The sequence below is a fragment of the Nonomuraea glycinis genome (genome assembly GCF_014646515.1).
GTDB lineage: Bacteria > Actinomycetota > Actinomycetes > Streptosporangiales > Streptosporangiaceae > Nonomuraea > Nonomuraea glycinis.
This window is the reverse complement of sequence record NZ_BMNK01000019.1, coordinates 174,623-198,518: the sequence shown is the minus strand read 5'-3', so window position 1 is coordinate 198,518 and position 23,896 is coordinate 174,623. Positions and strand designations below refer to the sequence as shown.

Annotated in this window: 24 protein-coding genes; 9 read left to right on the top strand and 15 right to left on the bottom strand. The window is 70.3% G+C overall.

The genetic code is table 11. The annotated features are described in order from the left end of the window. Positions 1 to 17 precede the first annotated feature (17 nt). The 7 genes from IEY87_RS38440 to argC form a co-directional block, all read right to left on the bottom strand. Complete coding sequence (locus tag IEY87_RS38440) at positions 18 to 1,217, bottom strand: argininosuccinate synthase (protein ID WP_189143764.1); 1,200 nt, start codon at positions 1,215 to 1,217, stop codon at positions 18 to 20. Between the two features lie 52 nt (positions 1,218 to 1,269). Next, positions 1,270 to 1,776 carry an arginine repressor gene (locus IEY87_RS38435; protein WP_189143763.1) on the bottom strand — a complete coding sequence of 169 codons (507 nt, stop codon included), beginning with the start codon at positions 1,774 to 1,776 and terminating at the stop codon, positions 1,270 to 1,272. Continuing rightward, positions 1,773 to 2,693: an ornithine carbamoyltransferase gene (gene argF / locus IEY87_RS38430; protein ID WP_189143762.1), complete on the bottom strand. Its 921-nt coding sequence runs from the start codon at positions 2,691 to 2,693 to the stop codon at positions 1,773 to 1,775. The genes IEY87_RS38435 and argF overlap by 4 nt, the downstream gene beginning before the upstream one ends. Then, a complete protein-coding gene (locus IEY87_RS38425; protein WP_189143761.1) occupies positions 2,690 to 3,856 on the bottom strand; it encodes an acetylornithine transaminase in 1,167 nt (388 codons plus the stop codon). The genes argF and IEY87_RS38425 overlap by 4 nt, the downstream gene beginning before the upstream one ends. Then, positions 3,853 to 4,728: an acetylglutamate kinase gene (gene argB / locus IEY87_RS38420; RefSeq protein WP_189143760.1), complete on the bottom strand. Its 876-nt coding sequence runs from the start codon at positions 4,726 to 4,728 to the stop codon at positions 3,853 to 3,855. The genes IEY87_RS38425 and argB overlap by 4 nt, the downstream gene beginning before the upstream one ends. Then, a complete protein-coding gene (gene argJ / locus IEY87_RS38415; protein WP_189143759.1) occupies positions 4,725 to 5,876 on the bottom strand; it encodes a bifunctional glutamate N-acetyltransferase/amino-acid acetyltransferase ArgJ in 1,152 nt (383 codons plus the stop codon). The genes argB and argJ overlap by 4 nt, the downstream gene beginning before the upstream one ends. A 67-nt stretch (positions 5,877 to 5,943) precedes the next feature. Further along, a complete protein-coding gene (argC, locus tag IEY87_RS38410) occupies positions 5,944 to 6,966 on the bottom strand; it encodes an N-acetyl-gamma-glutamyl-phosphate reductase (RefSeq protein WP_189143758.1) in 1,023 nt (340 codons plus the stop codon). A 226-nt stretch (positions 6,967 to 7,192) separates the two neighbouring features. Between argC and IEY87_RS38405 the strand changes: the two genes are divergently transcribed. The 8 genes from IEY87_RS38405 (at position 7,193) to IEY87_RS38370 (ending at position 15,667) form a co-directional block, all read left to right on the top strand. After that, entirely contained in the window at positions 7,193 to 8,854 is a 1,662-nt protein-coding gene (locus IEY87_RS38405) for a class I adenylate-forming enzyme family protein (protein ID WP_189143757.1), read from the top strand. Positions 8,855 to 9,026: 172 nt separating this feature from the next. Beyond that, positions 9,027 to 9,215: a DUF5999 family protein gene (locus tag IEY87_RS38400; RefSeq protein WP_189143792.1), complete on the top strand. Its 189-nt coding sequence runs from the start codon at positions 9,027 to 9,029 to the stop codon at positions 9,213 to 9,215. A gap of 2 nt (positions 9,216 to 9,217) precedes the next feature. Then, positions 9,218 to 9,670 carry an ATP-binding protein gene (locus IEY87_RS38395; protein WP_225278022.1) on the top strand — a complete coding sequence of 151 codons (453 nt, stop codon included), beginning with the start codon at positions 9,218 to 9,220 and terminating at the stop codon, positions 9,668 to 9,670. A gap of 210 nt (positions 9,671 to 9,880) precedes the next feature. Continuing rightward, entirely contained in the window at positions 9,881 to 12,163 is a 2,283-nt protein-coding gene (locus IEY87_RS38390) for an ATP-binding protein (protein ID WP_225278015.1), read from the top strand. 88 nt (positions 12,164 to 12,251) lie between these two features. Beyond that, positions 12,252 to 12,656, top strand: a complete 405-nt coding sequence (locus IEY87_RS38385) for a hypothetical protein (RefSeq protein ID WP_189143755.1) — start codon at positions 12,252 to 12,254, stop codon at positions 12,654 to 12,656. Between the two features lie 34 nt (positions 12,657 to 12,690). Then, on the top strand, positions 12,691 to 13,047 hold the full coding sequence (locus IEY87_RS38380) for a nuclear transport factor 2 family protein (protein WP_189143754.1): 357 nt from the start codon (positions 12,691 to 12,693) through the stop codon (positions 13,045 to 13,047). Positions 13,048 to 13,147: 100 nt separating this feature from the next. Next, positions 13,148 to 14,464, top strand: a complete 1,317-nt coding sequence (locus IEY87_RS38375) for an MFS transporter (protein WP_225278014.1) — start codon at positions 13,148 to 13,150, stop codon at positions 14,462 to 14,464. 108 nt (positions 14,465 to 14,572) lie between these two features. Beyond that, entirely contained in the window at positions 14,573 to 15,667 is a 1,095-nt protein-coding gene (locus tag IEY87_RS38370) for a hypothetical protein (RefSeq protein WP_225278013.1), read from the top strand. A 56-nt stretch (positions 15,668 to 15,723) separates the two neighbouring features. On the opposite strand, the gene IEY87_RS38365 is transcribed toward IEY87_RS38370, so the two are convergent. Continuing rightward, a complete protein-coding gene (locus IEY87_RS38365) occupies positions 15,724 to 15,957 on the bottom strand; it encodes a hypothetical protein (RefSeq protein WP_189143752.1) in 234 nt (77 codons plus the stop codon). A 92-nt stretch (positions 15,958 to 16,049) separates the two neighbouring features. Between IEY87_RS38365 and IEY87_RS38360 the strand changes: the two genes are divergently transcribed. Beyond that, complete coding sequence (locus tag IEY87_RS38360) at positions 16,050 to 16,655, top strand: Uma2 family endonuclease (RefSeq protein ID WP_225278012.1); 606 nt, start codon at positions 16,050 to 16,052, stop codon at positions 16,653 to 16,655. Between the two features lie 53 nt (positions 16,656 to 16,708). On the opposite strand, the gene IEY87_RS38355 is transcribed toward IEY87_RS38360, so the two are convergent. The 7 genes from IEY87_RS38355 to infC form a co-directional block, all read right to left on the bottom strand. Continuing rightward, positions 16,709 to 19,264, bottom strand: coding sequence for a phenylalanine--tRNA ligase subunit beta (locus IEY87_RS38355; protein ID WP_189143751.1), 2,556 nt, complete (start codon positions 19,262 to 19,264; stop codon positions 16,709 to 16,711). Beyond that, the gene (pheS, locus tag IEY87_RS38350) at positions 19,264 to 20,304 is read right to left on the bottom strand and encodes a phenylalanine--tRNA ligase subunit alpha (protein ID WP_225278021.1); all 1,041 of its coding nucleotides are present in this window, start codon (positions 20,302 to 20,304) and stop codon (positions 19,264 to 19,266) included. Before pheS ends, IEY87_RS38355 begins: the two co-directional genes overlap by 1 nt. Before the next feature lie 121 nt (positions 20,305 to 20,425). After that, positions 20,426 to 21,460, bottom strand: a complete 1,035-nt coding sequence (locus IEY87_RS38345; protein WP_189143788.1) for a sensor histidine kinase — start codon at positions 21,458 to 21,460, stop codon at positions 20,426 to 20,428. A gap of 98 nt (positions 21,461 to 21,558) precedes the next feature. Then, on the bottom strand, positions 21,559 to 22,362 hold the full coding sequence (locus IEY87_RS38340; protein WP_189143749.1) for a TrmH family RNA methyltransferase: 804 nt from the start codon (positions 22,360 to 22,362) through the stop codon (positions 21,559 to 21,561). A gap of 115 nt (positions 22,363 to 22,477) precedes the next feature. Beyond that, on the bottom strand, positions 22,478 to 22,861 hold the full coding sequence (rplT, locus tag IEY87_RS38335) for a 50S ribosomal protein L20 (RefSeq protein ID WP_189143748.1): 384 nt from the start codon (positions 22,859 to 22,861) through the stop codon (positions 22,478 to 22,480). 24 nt (positions 22,862 to 22,885) lie between these two features. After that, positions 22,886 to 23,080: a 50S ribosomal protein L35 gene (gene rpmI, locus IEY87_RS38330; protein ID WP_049568545.1), complete on the bottom strand. Its 195-nt coding sequence runs from the start codon at positions 23,078 to 23,080 to the stop codon at positions 22,886 to 22,888. Positions 23,081 to 23,203: 123 nt separating this feature from the next. Beyond that, positions 23,204 to 23,878 (bottom strand): translation initiation factor IF-3, encoded by a 675-nt coding sequence (gene infC / locus IEY87_RS38325; protein WP_225278011.1) that lies wholly within the window; start codon positions 23,876 to 23,878, stop codon positions 23,204 to 23,206. Between the last annotated feature and the right edge of the window lie 18 nt (positions 23,879 to 23,896).

Here is a 23,896-nt window from a genome sequence, read left to right as displayed (position 1 = left end):
CGCGACGATAGTGCAACTCAGCCGTGCTTGGCGTCGCGCGCCGCTGCGATCTTGGATGGCAGGCTGAAGAGCTGCACGAAGCCCTTGGCCAGGGATTGGTCGAAGGTGTCGCCGGTGTCGTAGGTGGCGAGCGAGAAGTCGTACAGGGACTGCTCGGAGCGCCGGCCGGTGACGGTGGCGCGGCCGCCGTGCAGGGTCATCCGGATGTCGCCGGAGACGTATTTCTGGGCGTCGGCGATCAGCGTGTCGAGGGCCCGCTTGAGCGGCGAGAACCACAGGCCGTCGTAGACGAGCTCGCTCCAGCGCTGGTCGACGCCGCGCTTGAAGCGGGCCAGGTCGCGCTCGACGGTGACGGCCTCCAGCTCCAGGTGCGCGGTGATCAGCGCGATGGCGCCGGGCGCCTCGTACACCTCGCGGGACTTGATGCCGACCAGCCGGTCCTCGACCATGTCGATGCGGCCGACGCCCTGCGCGCCCGCGCGCTTGTTGAGCTCGTCGATGATCTGGTACGGCGTCAGCGTCCGGCCGTCGATCTTGACCGGGACGCCCTGCTCGAAGGTGATGACGAGCTCGTCCGGCTCGCGCGGGACGGCGGGGTCGGCGGTGTAGGCGTAGACGTCCTCGGTGGGGCCGTTCCAGATGTCCTCCAGGAAGCCGGTCTCGACGGCGCGGCCCCACAGGTTCTGGTCGATGGAGAACGGGTTCTTCTTGGTGGTCTCGATCGGCAGGCCGCGCTGCTCGGCGAACTCGATCGCCTTGTCCCGGGTCCAGGCGTAGTCGCGGGCCGGGGCGACGACCTTGAGGTCGGGGGCCAGCGCGGCCAGGCCGGCCTCGAAGCGGACCTGGTCGTTGCCCTTGCCGGTGCAGCCGTGGGAGACGACCGTGCCGCCGAACTGCTTGGCGGCGGTGACCAGGTGCTTGACGATGAGGGGCCGCGACAGCGAGGACAGGAGAGGGTAGCGGTCCATGTAGAGGGCGTTGGCCTGGAGCGCGGGCACGCAGAAGTCGGCGGCGTACTCCTCCTTGGCGTCCACCACCACGGACTCGACCGCGCCGCAGTCCATGGCGCGCTTCTGGATGACCCCCATGTCCTCGCCGCCCTGGCCGAGATCCACCGCGACGGCGACGACCTCGGCGTTCATCTTCTCGGCGAGGAAGGGGATGGCGACCGAGGTGTCGAGGCCCCCCGAGAACGCTAGAACTACTCTCTCCGTCATTTCGTGATCTCCATTACTAAAGTCTGAAATTTCGCCTTAACGCCCTTGAGGGCTAGGTACGTCGGTCAGCCACCTTCAGCAGGGCCTCGGCCACGGCCTGTCCGCCCTGCGGATCGCGGCTGATGACCAGAATCGTGTCGTCGCCCGCGACGGTGCCGAGAATCGACTCCCAGTCGGCGTGGTCGATGGCGGAGGCGAGGAACTGCGCGGCGCCCGGCGGCGTCCTGGCGATCACCAGGTTGGCCGACGCGTCCGCGCTGACCAGCAGCTCTTCCGCGATGCGGTGCAGCCGGGCGGCCGGCGACTCGCCGGTGCCGAGCCGCGCCAGCCGGATCCGGTCGCCGCCCTCGCCGGGCAGCGCGTAGACCAGCGAGCCGTCCTCGGCGCGCAGCTTGAGCGCGCCCAACTCGTCCAGGTCACGGGAGAGCGTGGCCTGAGTGACCTCGACGCCGCTCTCGGCGAGCAGTTTGGCCAGCTCGGGCTGGGAGCGTACGGCCTGCCGCTGCAGCAGGTCGGTGATCTTCGCCTGCCGGGCGACCTTGGTCATCGGGAGGGTCATGTCCGGCTCACCAGCCAGTGCAGCAGCGCCTTCTGCGCGTGCAGCCGGTTCTCCGCCTGGTCCCACACCACACTCCGCGGACCGTCGAGCACCTCCTCGGTGATCTCGTTGCCCCGGTAGGCCGGCAGGCAGTGCAGCACGATCGCTTCCTCCGCGGCGTGCTCCAGGAGCTCGGAGTTGACCTGGTAGGGCATGAGCGTCGCCACCCGCTCCTGCTTGCCGTCCTGGCCCATCGACACCCAGGTGTCGGCGGCCACGACGTGCGCGCCCCGTACGGCCGCCGCCGGGTCCGACAGCGAGAGCACGGAGCCGCCGGTCCGCGCGGCGATGGCCGCGGCCTGGTTCACGATGACGGCGTCCGGCTGGTAGCCGGCCGGGGCGGCGACGCGGACGTGCATCCCCGCGGTGGCGCCGCCGAGCAGGTAGGAGTGGGCCATGTTGTTGGCGCCGTCGCCGACATAGGTGAGCGTCAGCCCGGCCGTCCTGCCGAGCCGCTCGCGCACCGTCTGCAGGTCGGCGAGGATCTGGCAGGGGTGGAAGTCGTCGGTGAGCGCGTTGACCACGGGCACGGCCGAGTGCGCGGCCATGGTGTCGATCAGCTGCTGGCCGCCGGTGCGCCAGACGATGGCGGCGACCTGCCGGTCGAGCACCCGGGCGAGGTCCTCGACGGGCTCGCCCCGGCCCATCAGCGTCGAGACGCCGTCGACGACCAGCGGCAGGCCGCCGAGCTCGCCGATGCCGACGTGGAAGGAGACCCGGGTCCTGGCCGACGGCTTGTCGAACAGCACCGCGACCGTCTTGGGCCCCTCGAACGGGCGGTAGCCGTAGCGGTCCTTCTTCATCGCCGCGGCCAGGTCGAGCACCTCGGCCTGCTCGGCGGGCGAGAGGTCGTCATCGCGCAGGAAGTGCCTGGTCATCCGGCCGCCTCCGTGAGGATCCGCGGGAACGCGGCGACGAACGCGTCGATCTCCTCGTCCGTCACCACCAGCGGCGGCGCGAGTCGTACGGCGTCCGGCTGCAGCGCGTTGACCAGGAAGCCGGCGTCGGCGGCGGCCTGCTGCACCTTGCCGGAGACCGGCTCGCTGAGCACCGCCGCGAGCCACAGGCCGCGCCCGCGCACGCCCTTCAGCAGCGGATGGCCGATCGCCTCCAGCCCGCCGCGCAGCCGAGCGGCGGCCGACCGCACCCGGTCGAGGTCCACATGATCGAGTACGGCCAGCGCGGCGGCGCACGAGACCGGGTTGCCGCCGAAGGTGGAGCCGTGGTCGCCCTTGTCGAACAGCGTGCCCGCGTCGCCGAAGCCGATGCACGCGCCGATCGGCAGGCCGCCGCCCAGCCCCTTGGCCAGGGTGAGGATGTCCGGGGTGAAGCCGTCGGCCTGGTGGGCGAACCAGTGGCCGGTGCGGCCGATGGCCGACTGGATCTCGTCGGCCACCAGCAGGGCGCCGGTGGCGTCGCAGATCTCGCGGGCCGCCCTCAGGTAACCGTCCGGCGGCGGGACCACGCCCGCCTCGCCCTGCGTGGGCTCGAGGAAGACCGCGGCGCACTCGCCGGTGACGGCCGCCTTGAGCGCGTCCGCGTCGCCGTAAGGGACGAACCGGACGTCCGTCGGGAAGGGGCCGAACTGGTCGCGGATCGACGCCTTGCCGGTCAGCGACAGGGCGCCGAGGGTGCGGCCGTGGAAGCCGTTCTCGGCGGCGACCAAGTAACTGCGGCCGGTGCGCTTGGCGTACTTGAGCGAGAGCTTGAGCGCGGCCTCGTTGGCCTCGGTGCCGGAGTTGGCGAAGAAGACGCGGCCGGGCGCGTCCAGCAGGCCCAGCAACCGCTCGGCCAGCAGCACCTCCGGCTCGTGCAGGAACAGGTTGCTGGTGTGCGCGATCGTCGCGACCTGCTTGGCGACCGCCTCGACCAGCGCCGGGTGGGCGTGGCCGATCGAGGTGACCGCGATGCCGCCGATGAAGTCGAGGTAGGTCTTGCCGTCGACGTCCCACACGCGGGTGCCCTCGCCTCTGGCAAGGGCCACCGGCGGGACGCCGTAGTTGGGCATGAATGCCTGCTCGAACCTGTCGTAGAGGCTCATGAGGGCATCACCATGGTTCCGATTCCTTCGTTGGTGAAGATCTCCAGCAACAGCGAGTGGGGCACCCGGCCGTCGAGCACGTGCGCCTGCGGGACGCCGCCCTGGACCGCGGTCAGGCACGCCTCCATCTTGGGCACCATGCCGCTCGACAGGCTGGGGATGAGCCGCTCCAGCTCCGCCGCGTTCAGCTGGTCGATCAGTTCGGTGTTGTCGGGCCAGTTGGCGTACAGGCCCTCGACGTCGGTGAGGACGACCAGTTTCTCCGCGCTCAGCGCCACGGCGAGGGCGGCGGCGGCGGTGTCGGCGTTCACGTTGAAGACCTCTCCGTCGACGCCGCGCGCCACGCTGGAGACCACGGGGATGCGGCCGTCGGCGATCAGGGCCTGGACCGCGCCGGGCTCGACCTTGACGATCTCGCCGACCTGGCCGATGTCGACCGGACTGCCGTCGACCATCGCACTCTTGCGCTCGGCGGTGAACAGGTGGGCGTCCTCGCCCGACAGGCCGACCGCGAACGGGCCGTGCCGGTTGACCAGGCCGACGATGTCGCGGTTGACCTGGCCGACCAGCACCATCCTGACGACCTTCATGGCCTCCGGGGTAGTGACGCGCAGGCCGGCGGTGAAGGTCGACTCGATGCCGAGCCGGTCGAGATGCTCGCTGATCTGCGGGCCGCCGCCGTGCACGACGACGGGCCGCAGACCGGCGTAGCGCAGGAAGACGATGTCCTCGGCGAAGCCCTCCTTGAGCGCCTCGTCGGTCATCGCGTTGCCGCCGTACTTGATCACGATGGTGGCGCCGTGGAAGCGCTCCAGCCAGGGCAGTGCCTCGATGAGCACGCCCGCCTTGGCGTGTGCCGTGCCGGCCCTCATGAGGAGTACGCCGAGTTCTCGTGGACGTAGTCGGCCGTCAGGTCGGTGGTGTGCACGGTCGCCGTGTGCGGACCGGCCGACAGGTCGACGGTGATCGTCACGTCGCGGGGCCGCATGTCCACCTTGTCGCGATCGTCGCCGACCGCGCCGGCGCGGCAGATCCAGATGCCGTTGATGGCCACGTTGAGCCGGTCGGGCTCGAACTCGGCGTCGGTGGTGCCGACGGCGGCCAGCACCCGGCCCCAGTTGGGGTCCTCGCCGTGGATGGCGCACTTGAGCAGGTTGGAGCGGGCGACCGAACGGCCCACCTTGACCGCGTCGTCCTCGGACGCGGCGCCGACGACCTCGATGGCGATGGCCTTGGAGGCACCTTCGGCGTCGACGAGGAGTTGCCTGGCCAGGTCGGCGCAGACCTCGGTGACCTTCTGCTCGAACTCCGCGATATCGGGCTTGATCCCGGAAGCGCCGCTCGACATCAGCAGAACCGTGTCGTTGGTCGACATGCAGCCGTCGGTGTCGAGCCGCTCGAACGTCTGCGCGGTGGCCCTGCGCAGCACCGCGTCGAGCTCTTCTGCGGTGAGGTCGGCGTCGGTCGTGATGACGCTGAGCATGGTGGCCAGGCCGGGGGCGAGCATGCCCGCGCCCTTGGCCATGCCGCCCACCATGTAGCCCTCTCCCCGCTTGAAGGAGATCTTGGAGACGGTGTCGGTGGTGCGGATCGCGTCGGCGGCGGCCAGGCCGCCGTCCCTGGAGAGCTGCGCGGCCGCCACCTCGACGCCGGGCAGCAGGTCGTCCATCGGCAGCCGCTCACCGATCAGGCCGGTCGAGCAGACCGCGATCTCGCCCGCGGAGTCCTCGATGACCTCGGCCACCTTCTCGGCCGTGGCGTGCGTGTCCTGGAAGCCCTCCGGGCCGGTGCAAGCGTTGGCGCCGCCCGAGTTGAGCACGACCGCGCGCAGCCGGCCGCCGCGCAGGACCTGCTGGGACCAGAGCACCGGGGCGGCCTTCACGCGGTTGGCGGTGAAGACTCCGGCGGCCGCGCGGTTCGGGCCGTCGTTGACGACGAGGGCCAGATCGCGGGAGCCGCCCGCCTTGATGCCGGCGGCGATGCCCGCGGCCCGGAAGCCGAGAGGTGCGGTCACGCTCATGCGGCCTCCTTCGCCGACCGCCAGGGTGTCACGCACCCGTGCTTGCTGATGGATGGGCTGCGCTTGCTCACGGAGCAACTCCTGTCAGGGGGAGGCCGAGCTCTTCCGGCAGGCCGAGGGCGAGATTGGCGCTCTGGACAGCGCCTCCGGCCGTGCCCTTGGTGAGGTTGTCGATGGCGATGACGGCGACCACGCGGCCGGCGCGCTCGTCGAGCGTCACCTGCACGGCGGCGGTGTTGGCGCCGTAGGTCATCGCGGTGGCGGGCCAGGTGCCTTCCGGCAGCAGTCGCACGAACGGCTCGGCCTTCAGTGCCGCCTCGTAGGCGGTCCTGAGCGACTGCCGGGTGACGCCGGGCTTGGCGGGGGCCGAGCAGGTGGCCAGGATGCCGCGGCTCATCGGGGCCAGCGTCGGGGTGAACGACACCCGCACCGGCGTGCCCGCGGCCAGGCTGAGGCCCTGCTCCATCTCCGGCGTGTGGCGGTGCGTCCCGCCCACGCCGTAGGCGCTGACCGAGCCCATGACCTCGCTGCCGAGCAGGTTGGTCTTGAGCGAGCGGCCGGCGCCGCTGGTGCCGCTGGCGGCCACGACCACCACCTCCGGCTCGGCCAGGCCGTGCGCGAAGGCGGGCAGCAGCGCCAGCAGGACGGAGGTCGGGTAGCAGCCCGGCACCGCGATGCGGGTGGCGGCGCGCAGCACGTCCCGCTGGCCGGGCAGCTCGGGCAGGCCGTAGGGCCAGGTGCCGGCGTGCTCGCCGCCGTAGAACTCCTGCCAGGCGGCGGGGTCGGCGAGCCGGTGGTCGGCTCCGCAGTCGACGACGAGCGTATCCTTGCCCAGCTGTGCGGCCACGGCCGCCGAGTGGCCGTGCGGCAGGGCCAGGAAGACCACGTCATGGCCGGCCAGCGCCTCGGCGGTGGTCTCCTGGATGATCCGGTCGGCCAGCTGCGGCAGGTGGGGCTGGTGGGCGCCGAGCGCGCTGCCCGCGCTGGCGGCCGCGGTGAGCGTGCCGATCTCCAGCTCGGGGTGGCCGAGCAGGAGGCGGAGCAACTCGCCACCCGCGTAGCCGCTGGCTCCGGCGATCGCCGCTCTCATCAGACCTCCTGCATGTTCATGCATCCGTGCTCATGTTCTTGCTTATCGATGATGCCCTCCAGCGGGTGCACATGCAAGCCGATAGCGCCGAGTGTCCAGATGTCGAGACGATGTCAGAGTCCGCAATTCCCACTCCCACCGGCCGTGAAGACAATCTGGCGTCACGTACTTACCGGTCGGTACTGTGATTTATCCGACAGTCCTTAATTGCCGGGAGTGCTACGCAATGACGCTTTCGCACGATGAGGTCCAGGCCAAGCTCACCGCCCCGGGCGAGCTGTTCGAGACCGTGGAGCTCGGCGACACCGGAATACGCACCTGGAAACACGCCCCCACCGACCTCCGTGCCCTGCTCGGCATCAGCAGGTTCCACGGCGACAAGATCTTCCTGGTCTACGAGGACGAGCACCTCACCTTCGAAGAGCACTTCCGGCGCGTCGCGACCCTGGCGGGCCGTCTCATCGAGGACTACGGCGTGACCAAGGGCGACCGGGTGGCGATCGCCATGCGCAACTATCCGGAGTGGTCGATCGCCTTCTCCGCCGTCCTGGCCTGCGGGGCCGTCGCCGTACCGCTCAACGCCTGGTGGACCGAGCCCGAGCTGGCCTACGGGGTGAGCGACTCAGGGGCCAAGGTGCTCATCGCCGACGGCGAGCGCGCCGTGCGGCTGCTGGGGACCGGCGTGCCGCTGATCGTCGTCAGAGGCGAGGCGCCGGCGGGCGCGCGGACACTCGGCGACGTGCTGGGCGAGGTCAGGCCCGACGTGACGCTGCCCGAGGTCGACCTCTCCCCCGAGGACCCGGCCACCATCTTCTACACCTCCGGCACCACCGGGCACCCCAAGGGCGCGCTCGGCTCGCACCGCAACCTGGGCCAGTCGCCCATGACGGTCGCCTACGGGCTGATGCGGGCCGTGACGATGGCGGGCCTGGACCCCGCCCAGGCGGCCGCCGTACGCAGGGTGACGCTGCTGGCCGTGCCGCTGTTCCACGTCACCGGCTGCTTCTCCGCGCTGACCACCACCATGTTCACCGGCGGCGGCCTGGTGCTCATGTACAAGTGGGACGCCGGCAAGGCGCTGCGGCTGATCGAGCGGGAACGGGTCACCACGATGATCGGTGTGCCCACCAACGCCTGGCAGCTCATGTCGCATCCGGACTTCGGCTCCCATGACCTGTCGTCGCTGACCACGCTCGGCTACGGCGGCGCCCCCGCGCCGCCCAAGCTGCTGGAGCGGATCACCGCGAACCTGCCCGGCCGGGCGCCCTCCAACGGCTACGGCATGACCGAGACGACGGCCCTGGCCATCGGCAACGCGGGCGGGGACTATCACGGCAGACCCGACAGCATCGGCCGCCCCACGGCCGTGGTGGACGTGCGGGTCGTCGGCCCGATGGGCGCGGAGTTGCCCCCTGGCGAGGTGGGCGAGCTGTGCGTACGCGGGCCGAACGTCATCCTGGGCTACTGGAACAAGCCCGAGGCCACCGCCGAGACGTTCGTGAACGGCTGGCTGCACACCGGCGACCTGGCCCGGATCGACGAGGAGGGCTTCGTCTACATCGTCGACCGGGCCAAGGACATGGTCATCAGGGGTGGTGAGAACGTCTACTGCGCCGAGGTCGAGGCGGCCCTGTTCGAGCATCCGGCGGTGGACGACGTGGCGGTGATCGGCGTACCGCACGACGAGCTCGGCGAGGAGGTGGGCGCGGTGGTCCGGCTGACACCGAGCGCCACCGCCACCGAGGAGGAGTTGCGGACCTTCCTGACCGGCCGGATCGCCGCGTTCAAGATCCCCGAGCACGTCTGGCTCCGCGACACCGACCTGCCGCGCAACCCGGGCGGCAAGATCCTCAAGACGCACCTGCGCCGGGAGATCCTGGGCGGCTGACGACCCCGACAACCCGCGCGGTTTCTTGGGATCCGCGCGGGTTTGCGCATTTTCCGGGGCTACCTAGGTAATACGAATATAGGTAGTGACACAGGGATTTATCACCTTCTACGTGTGTATGGGGAGTGGAGATCCTGGGTAACTCAGTGGCTTCACCCGGAGAGGGAGAATGATGTGCCAGCACCACCCGACGTGTCCGCCGGCGGACGCCCCGGACCATGAGGCCGCGCGGCTCGTGGCCTACCACCCCGAGCAGGGCTGGGGACTGCTCTGCAACGGCGTCGTGTCCTTCGACGACACCGGCGAGTTGCTGCCGGACGGTCAGGCCGTGCCCGCCGGCACCGTGCAGGGCGCGGCGTGAACATGGTCGTCCAACGACTGATGTCGGCCGTGTGCGGGAACCGTACCAAGATGGCGTCGTGGACGTTCCCGCCCACCGCCGTCTCCGTGCGCAGGGCGCGACACGAGGCCCGCACGCAGATGGAGCACTGGGGGCTCGGCCGGCAGGTCGAGGTCGTCAAGCTGCTCGTCAGCGAGCTGGTGACCAATGCGATCCGGCATGGCCGCGGCCAGATCCGGGTCACCATGTCCGTCGAGAACGGGGTGCTGCGGTGCGGGGTCGAGGACGAGAGCGCCGAGCCGCCCCGCATGCGTCACGTGGGCTGGGACGCCGAGCGGGGCCGGGGCATGCACCTGGTCGACATGCTGGCCTGCCGCTGGGGCAGCGCGCACACCCGCCTGGGCAAGGTCGTCTGGTTCCAGCTGGCCGTGAAGGCTCCCAGCACCTGCTGGGAGACCGTTCCCGAGGCTCGCTGAGCACTTCTGGGCTCGTTCGGTCACGCGATGCTCAAGAGTAGTTGCCGGTCCTTTGACCTGCGAGGACGCATCCTTCTTGAGAACCGGGCATAACGGTTATGGACCGCCGTTCCCCATGAAAGGAGCGGCCCTCCCGGCATTAAGGCGTCCATGACTGCGGTGACAGCGAGCTCTACCCGCCGGCGGCGGGTGAACAGGCTGCCTGCCGAGATGACCAGTTTCGTGGGGCGCCGCCACGAGGTGGCCGCCGCCAGGAAGGCCCTGGGTGAGTCACGCTCGGTGACGCTGACCGGCGCGGGCGGGGCCGGCAAGACCCGGCTGGCGCTGCGGGTGGGCGAAGAGGTTGCGCGCGCGTTCAGGGACGGCGTGTGGCTGGTGGAGCTGGCCGCGCTGGACGACGCCGGGATGCTCGCCCAGACCGTGGTCGAGGCTCTGGAGATCCGCGGCCCCTCGGCCCGCGACCCCCTGTGGGTGCTCACCGACCACCTGCGGGACAAGCAGGCCCTGCTGATTCTGGACAACTGCGAGCACCTCGTCGAGGAGTGCGCCGTACTCGTGGAGAGACTGCTGCGCGCCGCCCCGGGGGTACGGGTCCTCGCCACCGGCCGGCAGGCGCTGGGCATCGCCGGCGAGCAGACGCTGACCGTGCCGCCGCTGCCGCTGCCCGCGACCGGCGAGCCCCGCGAGTCGCTCGACGCGCTCCTGCGGTACGACGCGGTACGGCTGTTCGCCGAGCGGGCCCGCGCCATCCTGCCGACCTTCGCCGTCACCGAGGAGAACCGGGACGTGGTGACGGCCATCTGCCGCCACGTCGACGGCCTGCCGCTCGCGATCGAGCTGGCGGCCGCCCGGCTACGGGCGCTGTCGGCCCAGCATATCCTCGACCTGCTCGACGACCGCTTCCGTCTGCTCACCGCCGGGTCGCCCGCCGTGCTCCCCCGCCATCAGACGCTGCGCGCGCTGATCGACTGGAGCTACGAGCTGTGCTCGCAGCAGGAGCGGCTGCTGTGGGAGCGCGCCGCCGTGTTCGCGGACGGCTTCTGGCTGTCGAGCGCCGAGGAGGTGTGCGCGGGTTCGGACATCGCCCGCGAGGAGGTCGTCGACCTGGTGATCGGCCTGGTGGACAAGTCCATCCTGATCCGGGAGGAGCACCAGCAGGACGTGCGGTACCGGATGCTGGAGACGATCCGCCAGTACGGTCGCGACCGGCTCACCGCCTCCGGCCAGGAGAGCACGCTGCGGCGGCGGCATCGCGACCACTACCAGGCCCTGGCCGCCCGGGTGCGCTCGGAGCTGTTCGGGCCCGCGCAGGTGTCCTGGTTCACCCGGCTCCACCTGGAGAACGCCAACCTGCGCACCGCGCTGGACTACTCCTTCGGCGAGACCGGCGAGACCGAGGCCGGCATCGACATGGCCACCGACCTGCTCTACCACTGGATCACGAGCTGTTACCTCGGTGAGGGCCGGCGCTGGCTCGACCAAGGGCTGGCCGCCTACACCGAGCCGGACGAGATACGCGCCCGCGCACTGTGGACCGGCGCCTGGCTGGCCATCCTCCAGGCCGACGCACCGGCCGCCACCTCGATGCTGGACGAGAGCCGAAGCATCGGGGAGCGCCTGCGGGACGAGTCGATCCTCGGCTACACGGCCCTCTTCTCCGGCATGATCGCCATGTCCGACGGACGCGCGGAAACGGCGATCAAGCTGTACGAGGACGCCCTGGCCAGGCATGCCGACTCCCAGGACCCGGTCGGCCGGGCACTGTCGCTGATCCGGCTGTCTCTCGTCCACTCCCGCCTCGGCAACTTCTCGCTGGCCGAGACCCTGGCCGAGGAGTGCATGGCCGTGTGCGACGCGTACGGCGAAGGCTGGCACCGCGCGTACTGCTCGATGGCACTGGGCGTGGCGGCGTGGCGGCAGGAGGACCTCGGACGCGCGACCGAGCTGGAGAAGCAGAGCCTGCGCTTCAATCGCTCGCTCGGCGACGCGCTCGGCGCCGGCGTCGCCCTGGAGGTGCTGGCGTGGACCGCCGCCACCCAGAAGCGGTACCGGCGGGCGGCCCGGCTGCTGGGGTGCCTCTTGACGGTATGGCGGTCCGCCGGCGCGCCGCTGTCCGGCTACGGGTTCATGGCGGACTATCACGACGGCTGCGCGGCTCGTACACGTAAGGCGCTGGGCGAGACGGCCTTCGCCACCGCCCTGAGGCAGGGCGCCCGGCTCTCCTACGACGAGGCGCTCGCCTTCGGCCTGGAGGAGGACAGGCCCGCGGAGGAGGAGTCCGCGGAGCCCGCGCCGCTCACCCGGCGGGAGAGCGAGATCGCCCGGCTCGTCGCCCAGGGGATGACGAACAAGGAGATCGCGGCGTCCCTGGTGATCGCCCAGCGGACCGCGGAAGGCCACATCGAGCACATCCTGACCAAACTGGGCTTCAACTCCCGGGCGCAGATCGCCGTGTGGGTCGGCGAGCAGGCCCGGTCCTCCCACGGGATTTGACACCCGGCATTACCTCACGCGTAATCGCGGCGGCTATGCCTCCGGTGGCACCTTGGCGTTGTCGGAAAACGCCCAAAGGAGACGCGAGATGACCGCTCTTACCGTTGCCACCGCCGATCGCACCAGGTTCCTGCGCCTCGTCCTGGCCCTCGACGCCGCCGTCACGGGGGTCAACGGGCTGGCCTACCTCGCCGGCGCCGGTCCGTTCACCGATCTGCTCGGGCCCGGCGCCGGCGTGCTGCGCGGGCTCGGGATCTTCCTGCTCGGGTACGCCGTGGCGGTCGGCCTGCTGGCCGCTCGCGGCACCGTCAGCCGGGTGGCCACCATGGCGGTCATCGGGCTGAACCTGGCCTGGGCGCTCGGCAGCGTCGCCGCCGTTCTCACCGGGCTCCTGGAGTTCACCACGATCGGCGCGGTCTGGGCCATCGCCCAGGCGCTCGTGGTGGCGGTCTTCGCCGAGCTCCAGATCGTCGGCCTGCGCAGACTCCGCTGACTTCCGTACCCCTCCTTCGAAAGGCTGAAAAATCATGACTAACCTCATCGAGCGCTACCTGGCCGCCTGGAACGAGACCGACGCCGACGCCCGTGCCAAGGTCGTCGCCGAGGTGTGGACCGAGGACGCCACCTACACCGACCCGCTGGCCGACGTGGCCGGGCACGCCGGGATCGCCGCCGTGATCGAGGGCGCCCAGGGCATGTTCCCCGGCTTCGTCTTCACTCCCGGCGAGGTCCACGACGCCCACCACGGCATCGCCCGCTTCACCTGGCACCTGGGGCCGGCGGGCGAGGAGCCCGTGGTGGTCGGGTTCGACGTGGTGGAGGTGGCCGAGGACGGCCGGATCAGCAAGGTGCTGGGCTTCCTGGACAAGGTCCCCACGGCCTGAGGATCCCGCCCGCGGGGNNGCGGACCTCCCGGCACGCCGGGAGGTCCGCGGGCGGAAAACCATTTGCGCGGCGGGTACGGGCGACCGACAATCGACGTCCGTGCTCAGTCGCATCAGAACCCTGGCAGGTCACCTCGCGCTGGACGTGAGCCCGCTGCGCGACTCGCGCGAGTTCCGGCTGTTGATGGCCTCGGGCGTCGTCACCATGTTCGGCACGTTCATCACCATGGTGGCGGTGCCTTACCAGATGTGGGAGCTGACCGGCTCCTACCTGGCGGTCGGGCTGATGAGCCTGGCGGAGTTCGTGCCCATGGTGGCCTGCGGGCTGTGGGGTGGCGCGATCGCGGACTCACTGGACCGCCGAAAGATCATCCTGCTGAGCGAGCTGGGGCTGACGATCACCTCGGCGCTGCTCATGGTCAACGCGATGCTGCCGGCCCCCCAGATCTGGGTGCTGTACGTGGTCGGCGCGCTGGCGACGGGCATCAGCTGCCTGCAGCGGCCCAGCATGGAGTCGCTGATCCCGCAGGTCGTCGCGCACGACCAGCTCGGCGCGGCGGCGGTGCTGACGAGTCTGCGCTGGAACTTCGGCGCGATCGCCGCCCCCGCCCTGGGCGGACTGCTGGTGGCCACGCTCGGCCCGGCCTTCGCCTACGGGCTCGACACCCTCAGCTTCGTGCTGTCCCTCCTCCTGCTCTGGCGGATCTCCTCCAGGCCGCCGGCTCGGGATGCCGCCGCCGCCTCGCTCAGGTCGCTGGCCGAGGGGATGCGCTATGCCGTCGGCCGCAAGGACCTGGTCGGGACCTACCTCGTCGACATCGCCGCGATGGTGTTCGCCATGTCGACCTCCCTGTTTCCCGGCCTGGCCGAACGGTACGGCGCGCTGGAGGCCGTCGGCCTGCTGTATTCGGCGGGCGCCGTGGGAGGCCTGCTGGCCTCGCTGACCGGCGGCTGGACCGCGCGCGTGCACCGGCAGGGCCTGGGCGTGCTCGTGGCGGCGATGCTGTGGGGCGTGGCGGTCGCGCTGGCCGGCGCGATCCCGAACTTCTGGGTGATGTTCGGCTGCCTGGCGGCGGCGGGCGCGGCCGACATGGTCAGCGGCATCTTCCGGATGACCATGTGGAATCAGACGATCCCCGATGAGATGCGCGGCAGGCTGGCGGGCATCGAGCTGCTGTCCTACTCCACCGGCCCGATGCTGGGCAACACCAGGGCGTCGCTCATGGAGCCGCTCGGCGGGCCGCGGCTCTCGCTGGCGGCGGGCGGGCTGCTGTGCGTCGCCGCCGTCGCCGCGCTGGGCGCCGCCCTGCCTCGCTTTCGCCACTACGACGCGCGTACCGACGAGCACGCCCTGGCGGAGCGCGCCCGCCGTGCCGCTCAGCTGACCCCGGAAGTTCGCTCCACGGACATGGTCTAGTCAGATCTGGGTCCCATAGGGCACTCTAATGTCCTGATTTATCACCTATATCGATGAAAGGCGTGCGAAGAACACATGCGGGCTGCACACGTGGTTGTTACGGCTTTGATGGCTTCTGCCCTTTTCGCTACCCCTGCTCACGGCTCCGGCAAGCCGGAGTTCCCCGCGGAGGTGTACGGCGGAGCATGGACGTCGGGCCACGTTCAGGGGATCGCGGTCGACGAGAAGAAGGGGTTCATGTACTTCTCCTTCACCAACCTGCTCGTCAAGACCGACCTGGCGGGCCGCCCGGTGGGCTCCGTCACCGGCTTCACCGGCCACCTCGGCGACCTCGACTTCAACGCCAAGGACGGGCGGGTGTACGGCTCCCTGGAGTACAAGGAGGCGCAGGCCTTCTACGTCGCCATCTTCGACGTCGATCGGATCACCAGCCTCGACATGGACGCCGAGAGCGCCAACGTGGTGACCGCCGTCTACCTCAAGGAGGTCGTGGCGGACTACAGCGCCGACATGAACGGTGACGGCACCTTCGACGGCAACGTCGGCAACACCCCGGACCACCGCTACGGCTGCAGCGGCATCGACGGCGTCGCCTTCGGCCCGTCGTTCGGCAAGCGGCACGGCAAGCAGAAGCTGACCGTCGCCTACGGCGTCTACTCCAACACCGGCCGCCAGGACAACGACCACCAGGTGCTGCTGCAGTACGACATCACCAAGTGGCGCGCGTTCGAGCGCCCTCTCACCCAGGCCGCCCCGCACACCTCCGGCCCCGCCCGCCCCGACGGCAAGTATTTCGTCTACACCGGCAACACCACCTACGGCGTGCAGAACCTGGAGTACGACGGCTACACCGGCAAGTGGCTCATGGCCGCCTACAAGGGCGTCAAGCCGAAGTTCCCCAACTACTCCCTCTTCACGGTGGACGGCTCCGCGCGCCCCACCCGCGGCCCCGTCAAGGGTCAGCCGCAGCCGGAGCAGGGTGACCTTCTCCGGCTCTCCCCCGAAGGCCTGCACCACCCGGAGACCGGCATCCGGGGCTGGGAGTCCGGCGGCCAGTACGGCCTGGCGTCGCTGGACGACGGCCGCTTCTACGTGACGCAGGACGGCAAGATCGTCGAGGACGGCGTGACCAAGCAGACCGCCCACTCCCGGCTCCACCGCTGGACCGGCCAGACCCCGACCCCGTTCGAGCGCATCCAGTAGCCTGTCAGCCCTCCGGCGGCGGAGCGTGCCGTCCCGGCATGCTCCGACGTCCGGGCTCAGCCCTGCTCGCGCCAGCCGTCATACCGCGCCACCAGCTCGTCGACCTTCGCCAGAGCGCCCTCGTCCAGCCCTTCGGCCACGACCAGCCACTGCGCGTCCTCGGCGTCGTCCTCCCCCGCCAGCGTCTCCCTGACCACCCTCGGCACCCCGAGCCCGGGAAACCACTCGGCCAGCGTCTCCGCGACCTCCTCGGCATCGTCCCGCTCGCCGAACACGAGTAGCTGCCTCATGAACCCGCATTCTGCCAGCCCCACGTGGAAGCGCCGAACATGTACAGGCTCGTTCACAGGCAGTGAACGCGGTAGCTTGCTACCGTAAGACCATGACGGCCGAAGCGGTGAGCCTGGAGATGACACCACCGTCGCTACCGGATTGGGTGTTCCCGCCCCCGCAAGGGTTTGTGGCGGAAGACCTCGATCACATTGCGGATTTGCCTGCGCACACAGAGTTGATTGATGGAAGCTTGGTCTTCGTGAGTCCACAGCGAGACTTCCATACCTCGGCTCTTTACCTGCTGCAGGTCAGCCTGTGCCAGGCGGCGCCGGAAGGGTTTCGGATTCGCCGTGAGATGAGCATCAAGCTCGGCCCCCGGCAACGTCCCGAGCCGGACCTGATCGCGCTCGGGCCCAATGCCGTCGTTCACGCCGACGCGACCTTCTACGAGGCCAAGGACGTCGTCCTCGCGATCGAAGTCGTGTCTCCCGAATCCGAGGAGCGCGACCGGCACCGGAAGCCGGCGCTTTACGCGGAGGCCGGGATCCCACACTTCTGGCGCGTCGAGAGCGACTCCGGCCGGCCCGTGGTCTACGTCCACGAGCTCGACCCGCCGACCTCCACCTACGTCCCCACCGGCATCTACCACGACCGCCTCAAGGTCACCGTCCCGTTCGACATTGAGCTCGACCTCTCCGAGATCGACCGCCTCTGAGCCACGAAGAAAGGGCCGGTACGGAATCCGTACCGGCCCTTTCTTCGTGGGTGTCAGCCGCTCCGGAGCTGAGCTCCGACGCGGTCGGCCGCCAGGGCGACGGCGGCGTCGCGGGCGGCGGTCGTCTCCTCGGCCGTCAGCGTGCGGTCCGGCGCCCGGAAGCGCAGTGTGTAGGCCAGGGACTTGTTGCCCTGGCCCACCTGCTCGCCCGTGTAGACGTCGAACAGCCGGATGGACTCCAGCAGCTCCCCCGCGCCGTCACGCAGCGCCGCCTCCACGTCGGCCACCGGCGTGAAGTCGGGCACGAGCAGGGCCACGTCCTGGGTGGCCACCGGGTAACCGGAGATGGCCGGCGCCTGGACGGGGCCGGGCATGGCCGACTGCAGGCGGGTCAGCTCCAGCTCCATCGCGGCCGTGCGCGGCGGCAGGCCGTAAGCCTCGACGACGCGCGGGTGGAGCTCGCCGGCGTGGCCGACGAGGGTGTCGCCGACGTAGAGGGCGGCGCACCTGCCGGGGTGCCAGGGCTCGTGCTGGTCGGCGCTGATCGACAGGTCCAGCCGTGCCTCGCCCGCCACCAGGCGCGCGGCCTGCACCGCGTCGGCCCAGGAGGCCTGCCGACCGGCGCCCCACCAGCCGGAGCGGTCGAACTCGCCGGCGAGCACGACCGCGACCCGGATCGGCTGGTCGGGCAGCGCCTCCTCGATCGAGGCCAGCTCCTCGGCCGTCGGCCTGCCCTCGACGCCGAGCACCGGCGCGGTCGCCGGGGCGCCCTCACGCGGCCGGTAGACGGCTCCGGTCTCGAACAGCGCCACGTCGCCGAAGCCGCGCCCGACGTTGCGGACCAGGGTCTTGAGCAACCCCGGCAGCAGCGTCGTACGCATCAGCGGCTCGTCCTCGGCCAGCGGGTTGGACAGCCGCATGGCGCGGCGTCGCGCGTCGTCGGCGGGCAACTGCAGCTGGTCGAAGTCGTCGGCGCTGATGAACGGGTAGGCGAGCACCTCGACGTAACCGGCTTCGGCGAGCACCCGGCCGACCCGCCGGTGCAGCCGCTGCCCTTCGGTGAGCCCGGCGCCGGCGGGGGCCGTGGGCAGCACCGAGGGCAGGTTCTCGTAGCCCTCCAGCCGGATGACCTCTTCGGCCAGGTCGCTGGGGTCGGTGATGTCCGGCCGCCACGACGGCGGTGTCACCGTGATCATGTCGTCGCCGGTGACGGCCAGCTTGGCGGCCAGCTCGCCGCCCGTGACGACGCCGGTCGGGTCCACACCGCCGCGGCGCACAGCGGGGTCGTCGCCGTCGACGACGATGCAGCCGATCTGCTCCAGCCGCTGGACGACGGTCTCCTTGGAGTAGGGGATGCCGGCCACGTCGCCCGGGTGGCTCGCCGGAATGGCGATGCGGGCCGGCGTGACGTCCACCTGGGCGTGCGTCACACCGGGGTGCACGGTGGCGCCGCCCAGCTCGGCCAGCAGCTGCGCGGCCCGCCACGAGGCGACGAGCGGCAGCTCCCTGTCGACGCCCCGCTCGAACCGCTTGGACGCCTCCGACACCAGATTGTGCCTGCGTGACTCGCGGGAGATGCCGGTCGCCGAGAAGTGCGCGGCCTCGATCACGATGTCGGTCGAGCCGCCGGAGATCTCGGTCTCCAGGCCGCCCATGGTGCCGGCCATCGAGATCGGACCCGAATCGTCGGTGATCAGGATGTCGTCGGGGTCGAGGTCGCGTACGACGTGGTCGAGCGTCTCCAGCCGCTCACCCTGCCGCGCCCTGCGTACGACGATCTCGCCGGTCAGCTTGCCGGTGTCGAAGGCGTGCAGCGGCTGGCCGAGCTCCAGCATCAGGTAGTTGGTGATGTCGACGGCCAGCGACACCGGGCGCATGCCGGCCCGGGACAGCCGCACCCGCATCCACAGCGGGCTCTGCGCCTCCGGGTCGAACCCGCTGACCTGGCGCAGCACGAACCTGTCGCACGCGGTCGGGTCGGCGATCGAGGCGGGCCACGAGGACTCCGCCTGCTCGGGCAGCTCGACGTCGGCGGGGTCGCGGAACGGCACGCCGAAGCCGGTCGCGGCCTCGCGGGCGACGCCCCGGATCGACAGCGCGTAGCCGATGTCCGGGGTGATCTCCAGCTCGATGACGTCGTCGCGCAGGCCGAGCAGCTCGACGACGTCGGCGCCGATGGGCGTGTCGGGCGGCAGCACCATGATGCCGTCGTGGCTGTCGCCCAGGCCGAGCTCGCGCTCGGAGCAGATCATGCCTTCGGACATGCGGCCGTAGGTCTTACGGGCGCCGACCTCGAACCCGCCGGGCAGCACGCCGCCCGGGAGCACGACCGGCACCCGGTCGCCGACGGCGAAGTTGACGGCGCCGCAGACGATCTCACGCGGCGTCGCCTCGCCCACCTCGACCTTGCAGTGCCGGATCGGCTTCTTGAACCCGGTCAGCTCCTCGACCTCCAGCACCTCGCCGACCACGACGTTCTTGACGTCGTAGCCGTGAGAGGTGATGGACTCCAGCTTGAGCCCTGCGGCGGTGAGCTTGTCGGCCACCTCGTGCGCCGTGACCGCCGGGAGATCGACACACTCCCGCAGCCAGGAAAGCGGGACCTTCATCAGATCTCCATTCCGAACGGGAGCGTGAAGCGCACGTCTCCCTCGATCATGTCGCGCATGTCCTCGGCGTTGTGGCGGAACATCAGCGTCCGCTCGATGCCCATGCCGAACGCGAACCCGGAGTAGACGGACGGGTCGATGCCGCAGGCGACGAGCACCCGCGGGTTGACCATGCCGCAGCCGCCCCACTCGATCCAGCCCTCACTCTTGCAGGTGCGGCAGGGCGGGTTGCCGGGCACGGCCGAGGCGCCGCGGCAGACGAAGCACTTGAGGTCCATCTCGGCCGACGGCTCGGTGAACGGGAAGTAGTTGGGCCGGAACCGGGTGGTGATGCCCTCGCCGAACATGACCTCGGCGAACCGGTCCAGCGTGCCCTTGAGGTGGGCCATCGTCAGGCCCTTGTCGACGGCCAGCCCTTCGGTCTGGTGGAAGACCGGGGTGTGGGTGGCGTCGAGCTCGTCGGTGCGGAAGGTCTTGCCGGGCGCGATCGCGTAGCAGGGGGCACCCCGCTCCAGCAACGCGCGGATCTGCAGCGGCGAGGTCTGGGTGCGCAGCACCATGCCCGAGTCCGCGGAGCCGACGAAGAAGGTGTCGTGCTCGGAGCGGGCCGGGTGGTCCTTGGCGATGTTGAGCGCCTCGAAGTTGAACCATTCGGCTTCGAGCTCGGGGCCTTCGACCACCTCGTAGCCCATCGCGACGAAGCTGTCCTCGATGCGCTCCTGCATGGTGGTCAGCGGGTGGCGGGCGCCGCGGGGCCGCCGGTCCCAGGGCTGGGTGACGTCGACGGCCTCCTCGACGAGCACGCGGGCGTCGCGCTCGGCCTCCAGCTCGGCCTGCCGGGCGACGAGCGCCTCGTTGATGGCCTTGCGGGCGCCGCCGACGCGCTTGCCCGCCTCGGCGCGGGCCGCCGGAGGCAGGGCGCCGATCTCGCGGTTGGCCAGCGCGATGGGCGAGCGGTCACCGGCGTGCGCCAGCCTGGCCTGCTTGAGTGCGTCGAGGCTGTCGGCCGTCTTGATCGCCGCCAGGGCGTCGGCCTCCATGCGGGACACCTCGTCGGCGTGCAAGGGTGTGACCTCGACCGGGTCGTAGTCAGACAAGAGTGAGCTCCGTATTCAGGGCTTGAGCGGAAAAGTCTAGTGGGGCCCGCCCACCGGTCCTGCTCTAGGCGAAGTCAGGTGTGCCGGTGGGCATGGTAAATCGGAACTCCGCCCCGCCCTCAGGCGCCTGCTGCACGATGATGGTGCCGCCGTGGGCTTCGACCAGCCCCTTGACGATGAACAGACCGAGGCCGGTGCCGCCTCGCCTGCGGCTGTTGCCCCGCCAGAACTGCCTGAAGACGCGCGGGGCCAACTCGGGCTTGACGCCCTCGCCCTGGTCGCGCACCGACACGGCAACTCCCCATCCCACGGATTCGATCTCTATCGTCACAGTGCCGCGCCCATGGCGCACCGCATTTTCCATCAGATTAGCGAGGATCTGGTCAATCTTGTCCTGGTCGAGCCACATCTCGGGGAGATTGTCGCCCACGATCAGGTGGAACCGCGTCTCCTGCTCACCCGCCGCGACCCGGCCCGCGACGATCCGCCGAACCCTGGCCGGCACGTCGACGACCTGCCGGTGCACCTGCATCCGGCCGGACTCGATCCGGGAGACGTCGAGCAGCTCGGTGATGAGCCGGGTGACGCGGTCGGCGTCGTTGTTGACGGTCTCGAGCATGACGCGCTTCTGCTCGTCGGTGAAGCGGGTCCACTTCGCCAGCAGCGTCGCGGTGAAGCCCTTGACGCTGGTCAGCGGGGAGCGCAGCTCGTGGGCGACCGTGGAGACCAGGTCGGCGCGGCTGCGCTCCAGCCGGGCGCGGGCGCCGCCGTCGCGCAGGGTGATCACCACCCGCTCGACGTCGCCGCACCGCTCGGGCTCACGCACCAGCCTGGCCGCGACGTAGAGCTCCTGCCCGCCCGGCAGGTGCAGCGGCCGCTCCGGCACCCTGGTCCGGGTACGCAGGCCGCCCTCGGGATCGAGGGCCTTCCACCATTCGCGGCCGTCGTTGTCGCGCAGCGGGAACACCTCGTTCATGTCCCTGCCGACGGCGCGCTCCACGGGCACCTTGGTGAGCCGGGCGGCGGCGCGATTGACGGCGAGCACCCGGCCGAACCGGTCGGTCATGATGAGGCCGTCGGGAAGGTCGTCGATGGCCATCGTGTACGCGGCGGCCACTACTCGCCCGTCGGTGTCCTCGCCGTGCACGACCTAGCCTCCTCCGCCTACAAGGCCGACAATAGCGGGTTTCCCGCCGCCTAGGACACTCGCTGAGCCCTTGCGGAGGAGTAAAGGCAGACCGCCGCGGCGGTCGCCAGGTTGAGGCTTTCGGCCCGGCCGTAGATGGGCACGCGGACCACCTCGTCGGCCTGTCCGAGCACCTCCTCGGGGAGCCCCCACGCCTCGTTGCCGAAGATCCACGCGGTGGGTCCGGAAAGATCCACGTCGTCGAGGGTGTGCTTGCCCGCGCCGTCCGCGGCGAGCACCCGCAGCCCGCGCTCCCGCAGCAGGCTCACCGCCCGCGCCACCGGTGCGCCGATCACCACGGGCAGGTGGAAGAGGCTGCCCGCGCTGGCCCGTACACACTTGCCGTTGTACGGGTCGACCGAGGCGTCGGTGAAGATGACGGCGTCGGCCCCGGCGGCGTCGGCGGCGCGCATCACGGTGCCCGCGTTGCCCGGGTCGCGCACGTGCGCCAGCACGGCGACCAGGCGCGGCTCGGCGGGCAGGGCGTCGTCGAGCGCCACGTGCACCAGCCGGCAGACGGCCAGCAGCCCCTGCGGGGTGACGGTCTGGGACAGCTGGGCCATGACCTCGCCACTGGCGCGGTGGACGGGCACGCCCTGGAGCGTGGCCTCGGTGACGAGCTCGGGGTGGCGCAGCTCGGCCTCGGCGGTGGCGAACAGCTCCAGCGTCACGCCGTCGAGCTTGAGCGCCTCGCGCACCGCCTGCGGGCCCTCGGCGAGGAACTTGCGGTCCTGCTCCCGGTAGGCGCGCTTGGTGAGCCTGCGCGCCGCCTTCACCCGCGGTGACCGCACGTTCGTCAGCTCGGTTCCGGCCATCTCTCCCCCTGCTCGCGCGTACGGAGTGCCGCACGCCTGCCCTGCAACATGCCGAAGGGCCCACCGGAACGGTGGGCCCTTCGACTCACAAGCCCGGCCGGGCCTGTCGAACGGCTCAGCTCGCGGCCGGCGCGTTCACGTCCGCCGGCAGCGCCTTCTTGGCGGCCTCGACGAGCGTGGCGAAGGTCTGGCTGTCGTTGACCGCGAGGTCGGCCAGGATCTTACGGTCCACCTCGATGTTGGCCAGTCGAAGGCCCTGGATCAGGCGGTTGTAGGTCATGCCGTTCTGGCGGGCAGCGGCGTTGATCCGCTGGATCCACAGACGGCGGAAGGCGCCCTTACGGTCCTTGCGGTCCCTGTAGGCGTAGGTCATCGAGTGGAGCATCTGCTCCTTGGCCTTGCGGTAGAGCCGCGACCGCTGGCCACGGTAACCGCTTGCCCGCTCGAGAACGACCTTGCGCTTCTTCTTGGCGTTGAGCGCCCGCTTCACGCGTGCCATGATTCTTCTCCCCGGGGGTTCGCGTTACTTGGCGAGCAGTTTCTTGATCTTCTTGGAGTCGGCGTCCGAAAGGACGACCTCGTTCTTGAGACGGCGCGTCAGCGTGGACGACTTCCACTCGTTGTAGTGCGCGCGGCTGGCGCGGCGGCGCATGACCTTGCCGGAGCCGGTAAGCCGGAACCGCTTCTTCGCACCGCTGTGCGTCTTCATCTTCGGCATGTCGCCGTCTCTCCTCAATTCGGTCGTGCCGGGGGCCGGGTCGGTGCTGGCCGACCCGGTCGCGGCGTCTTCGTCGGGCGGTGGCTGCTCGGGGTGCCCAGTAAGGCTAACCCCGACGGCAGGTCACGCTTCCTGTGGGGAAGGCTCCTCGTCGCTGCCACCCTGTGCCTTGGCCGCGGCCTTCTCGGCCTTGGCCTCAGCCTTCTTCTTGTGCGGACCGATCACCATGATCATGTTTCGGCCGTCCTGCTTGGGCTGGGATTCGACGAACCCGAGCTCCTGGACGTCCTCGGCCAGCCGCTGCAGGAGCCGGAAGCCGAGCTCCGGGCGGGACTGCTCACGACCACGGAACATGATCGTGACTTTGACCTTGTCCCCCGCCTTGAGGAACCGCACCACGTGACCCTTCTTGGTCTCGTAGTCGTGCGGGTCGATCTTCGGCCGGAGCTTGATCTCCTTGATGATCGTGTGCGCTTGATTCTTGCGCGCCTCGCGCGCCTTCATCGCGGACTCGTACTTGAATTTGCCGTAGTCCATGAGCTTGCACACGGGCGGTCGAGCCGTCGCCGCGACCTCGACGAGGTCAAGGTCGGCTTCCTGGGCGAGCTTCAGCGCATCGTGAATCGACACGATGCCCACCTGCTCACCGTTCGGGCCCACAAGGCGAACCTCGGGAACTCGGATACGCTCGTTGATGCGGGGCTCAGTGCTGATGGGGCCTCCTAGGTTTGCGATCCCTACGTGCTCGTCGTGCCGGAGAGCTTTCGCAGAACGCGAAAAGCCCCGCACGTCGCGCATGCGGGGCCACTGAGCTCT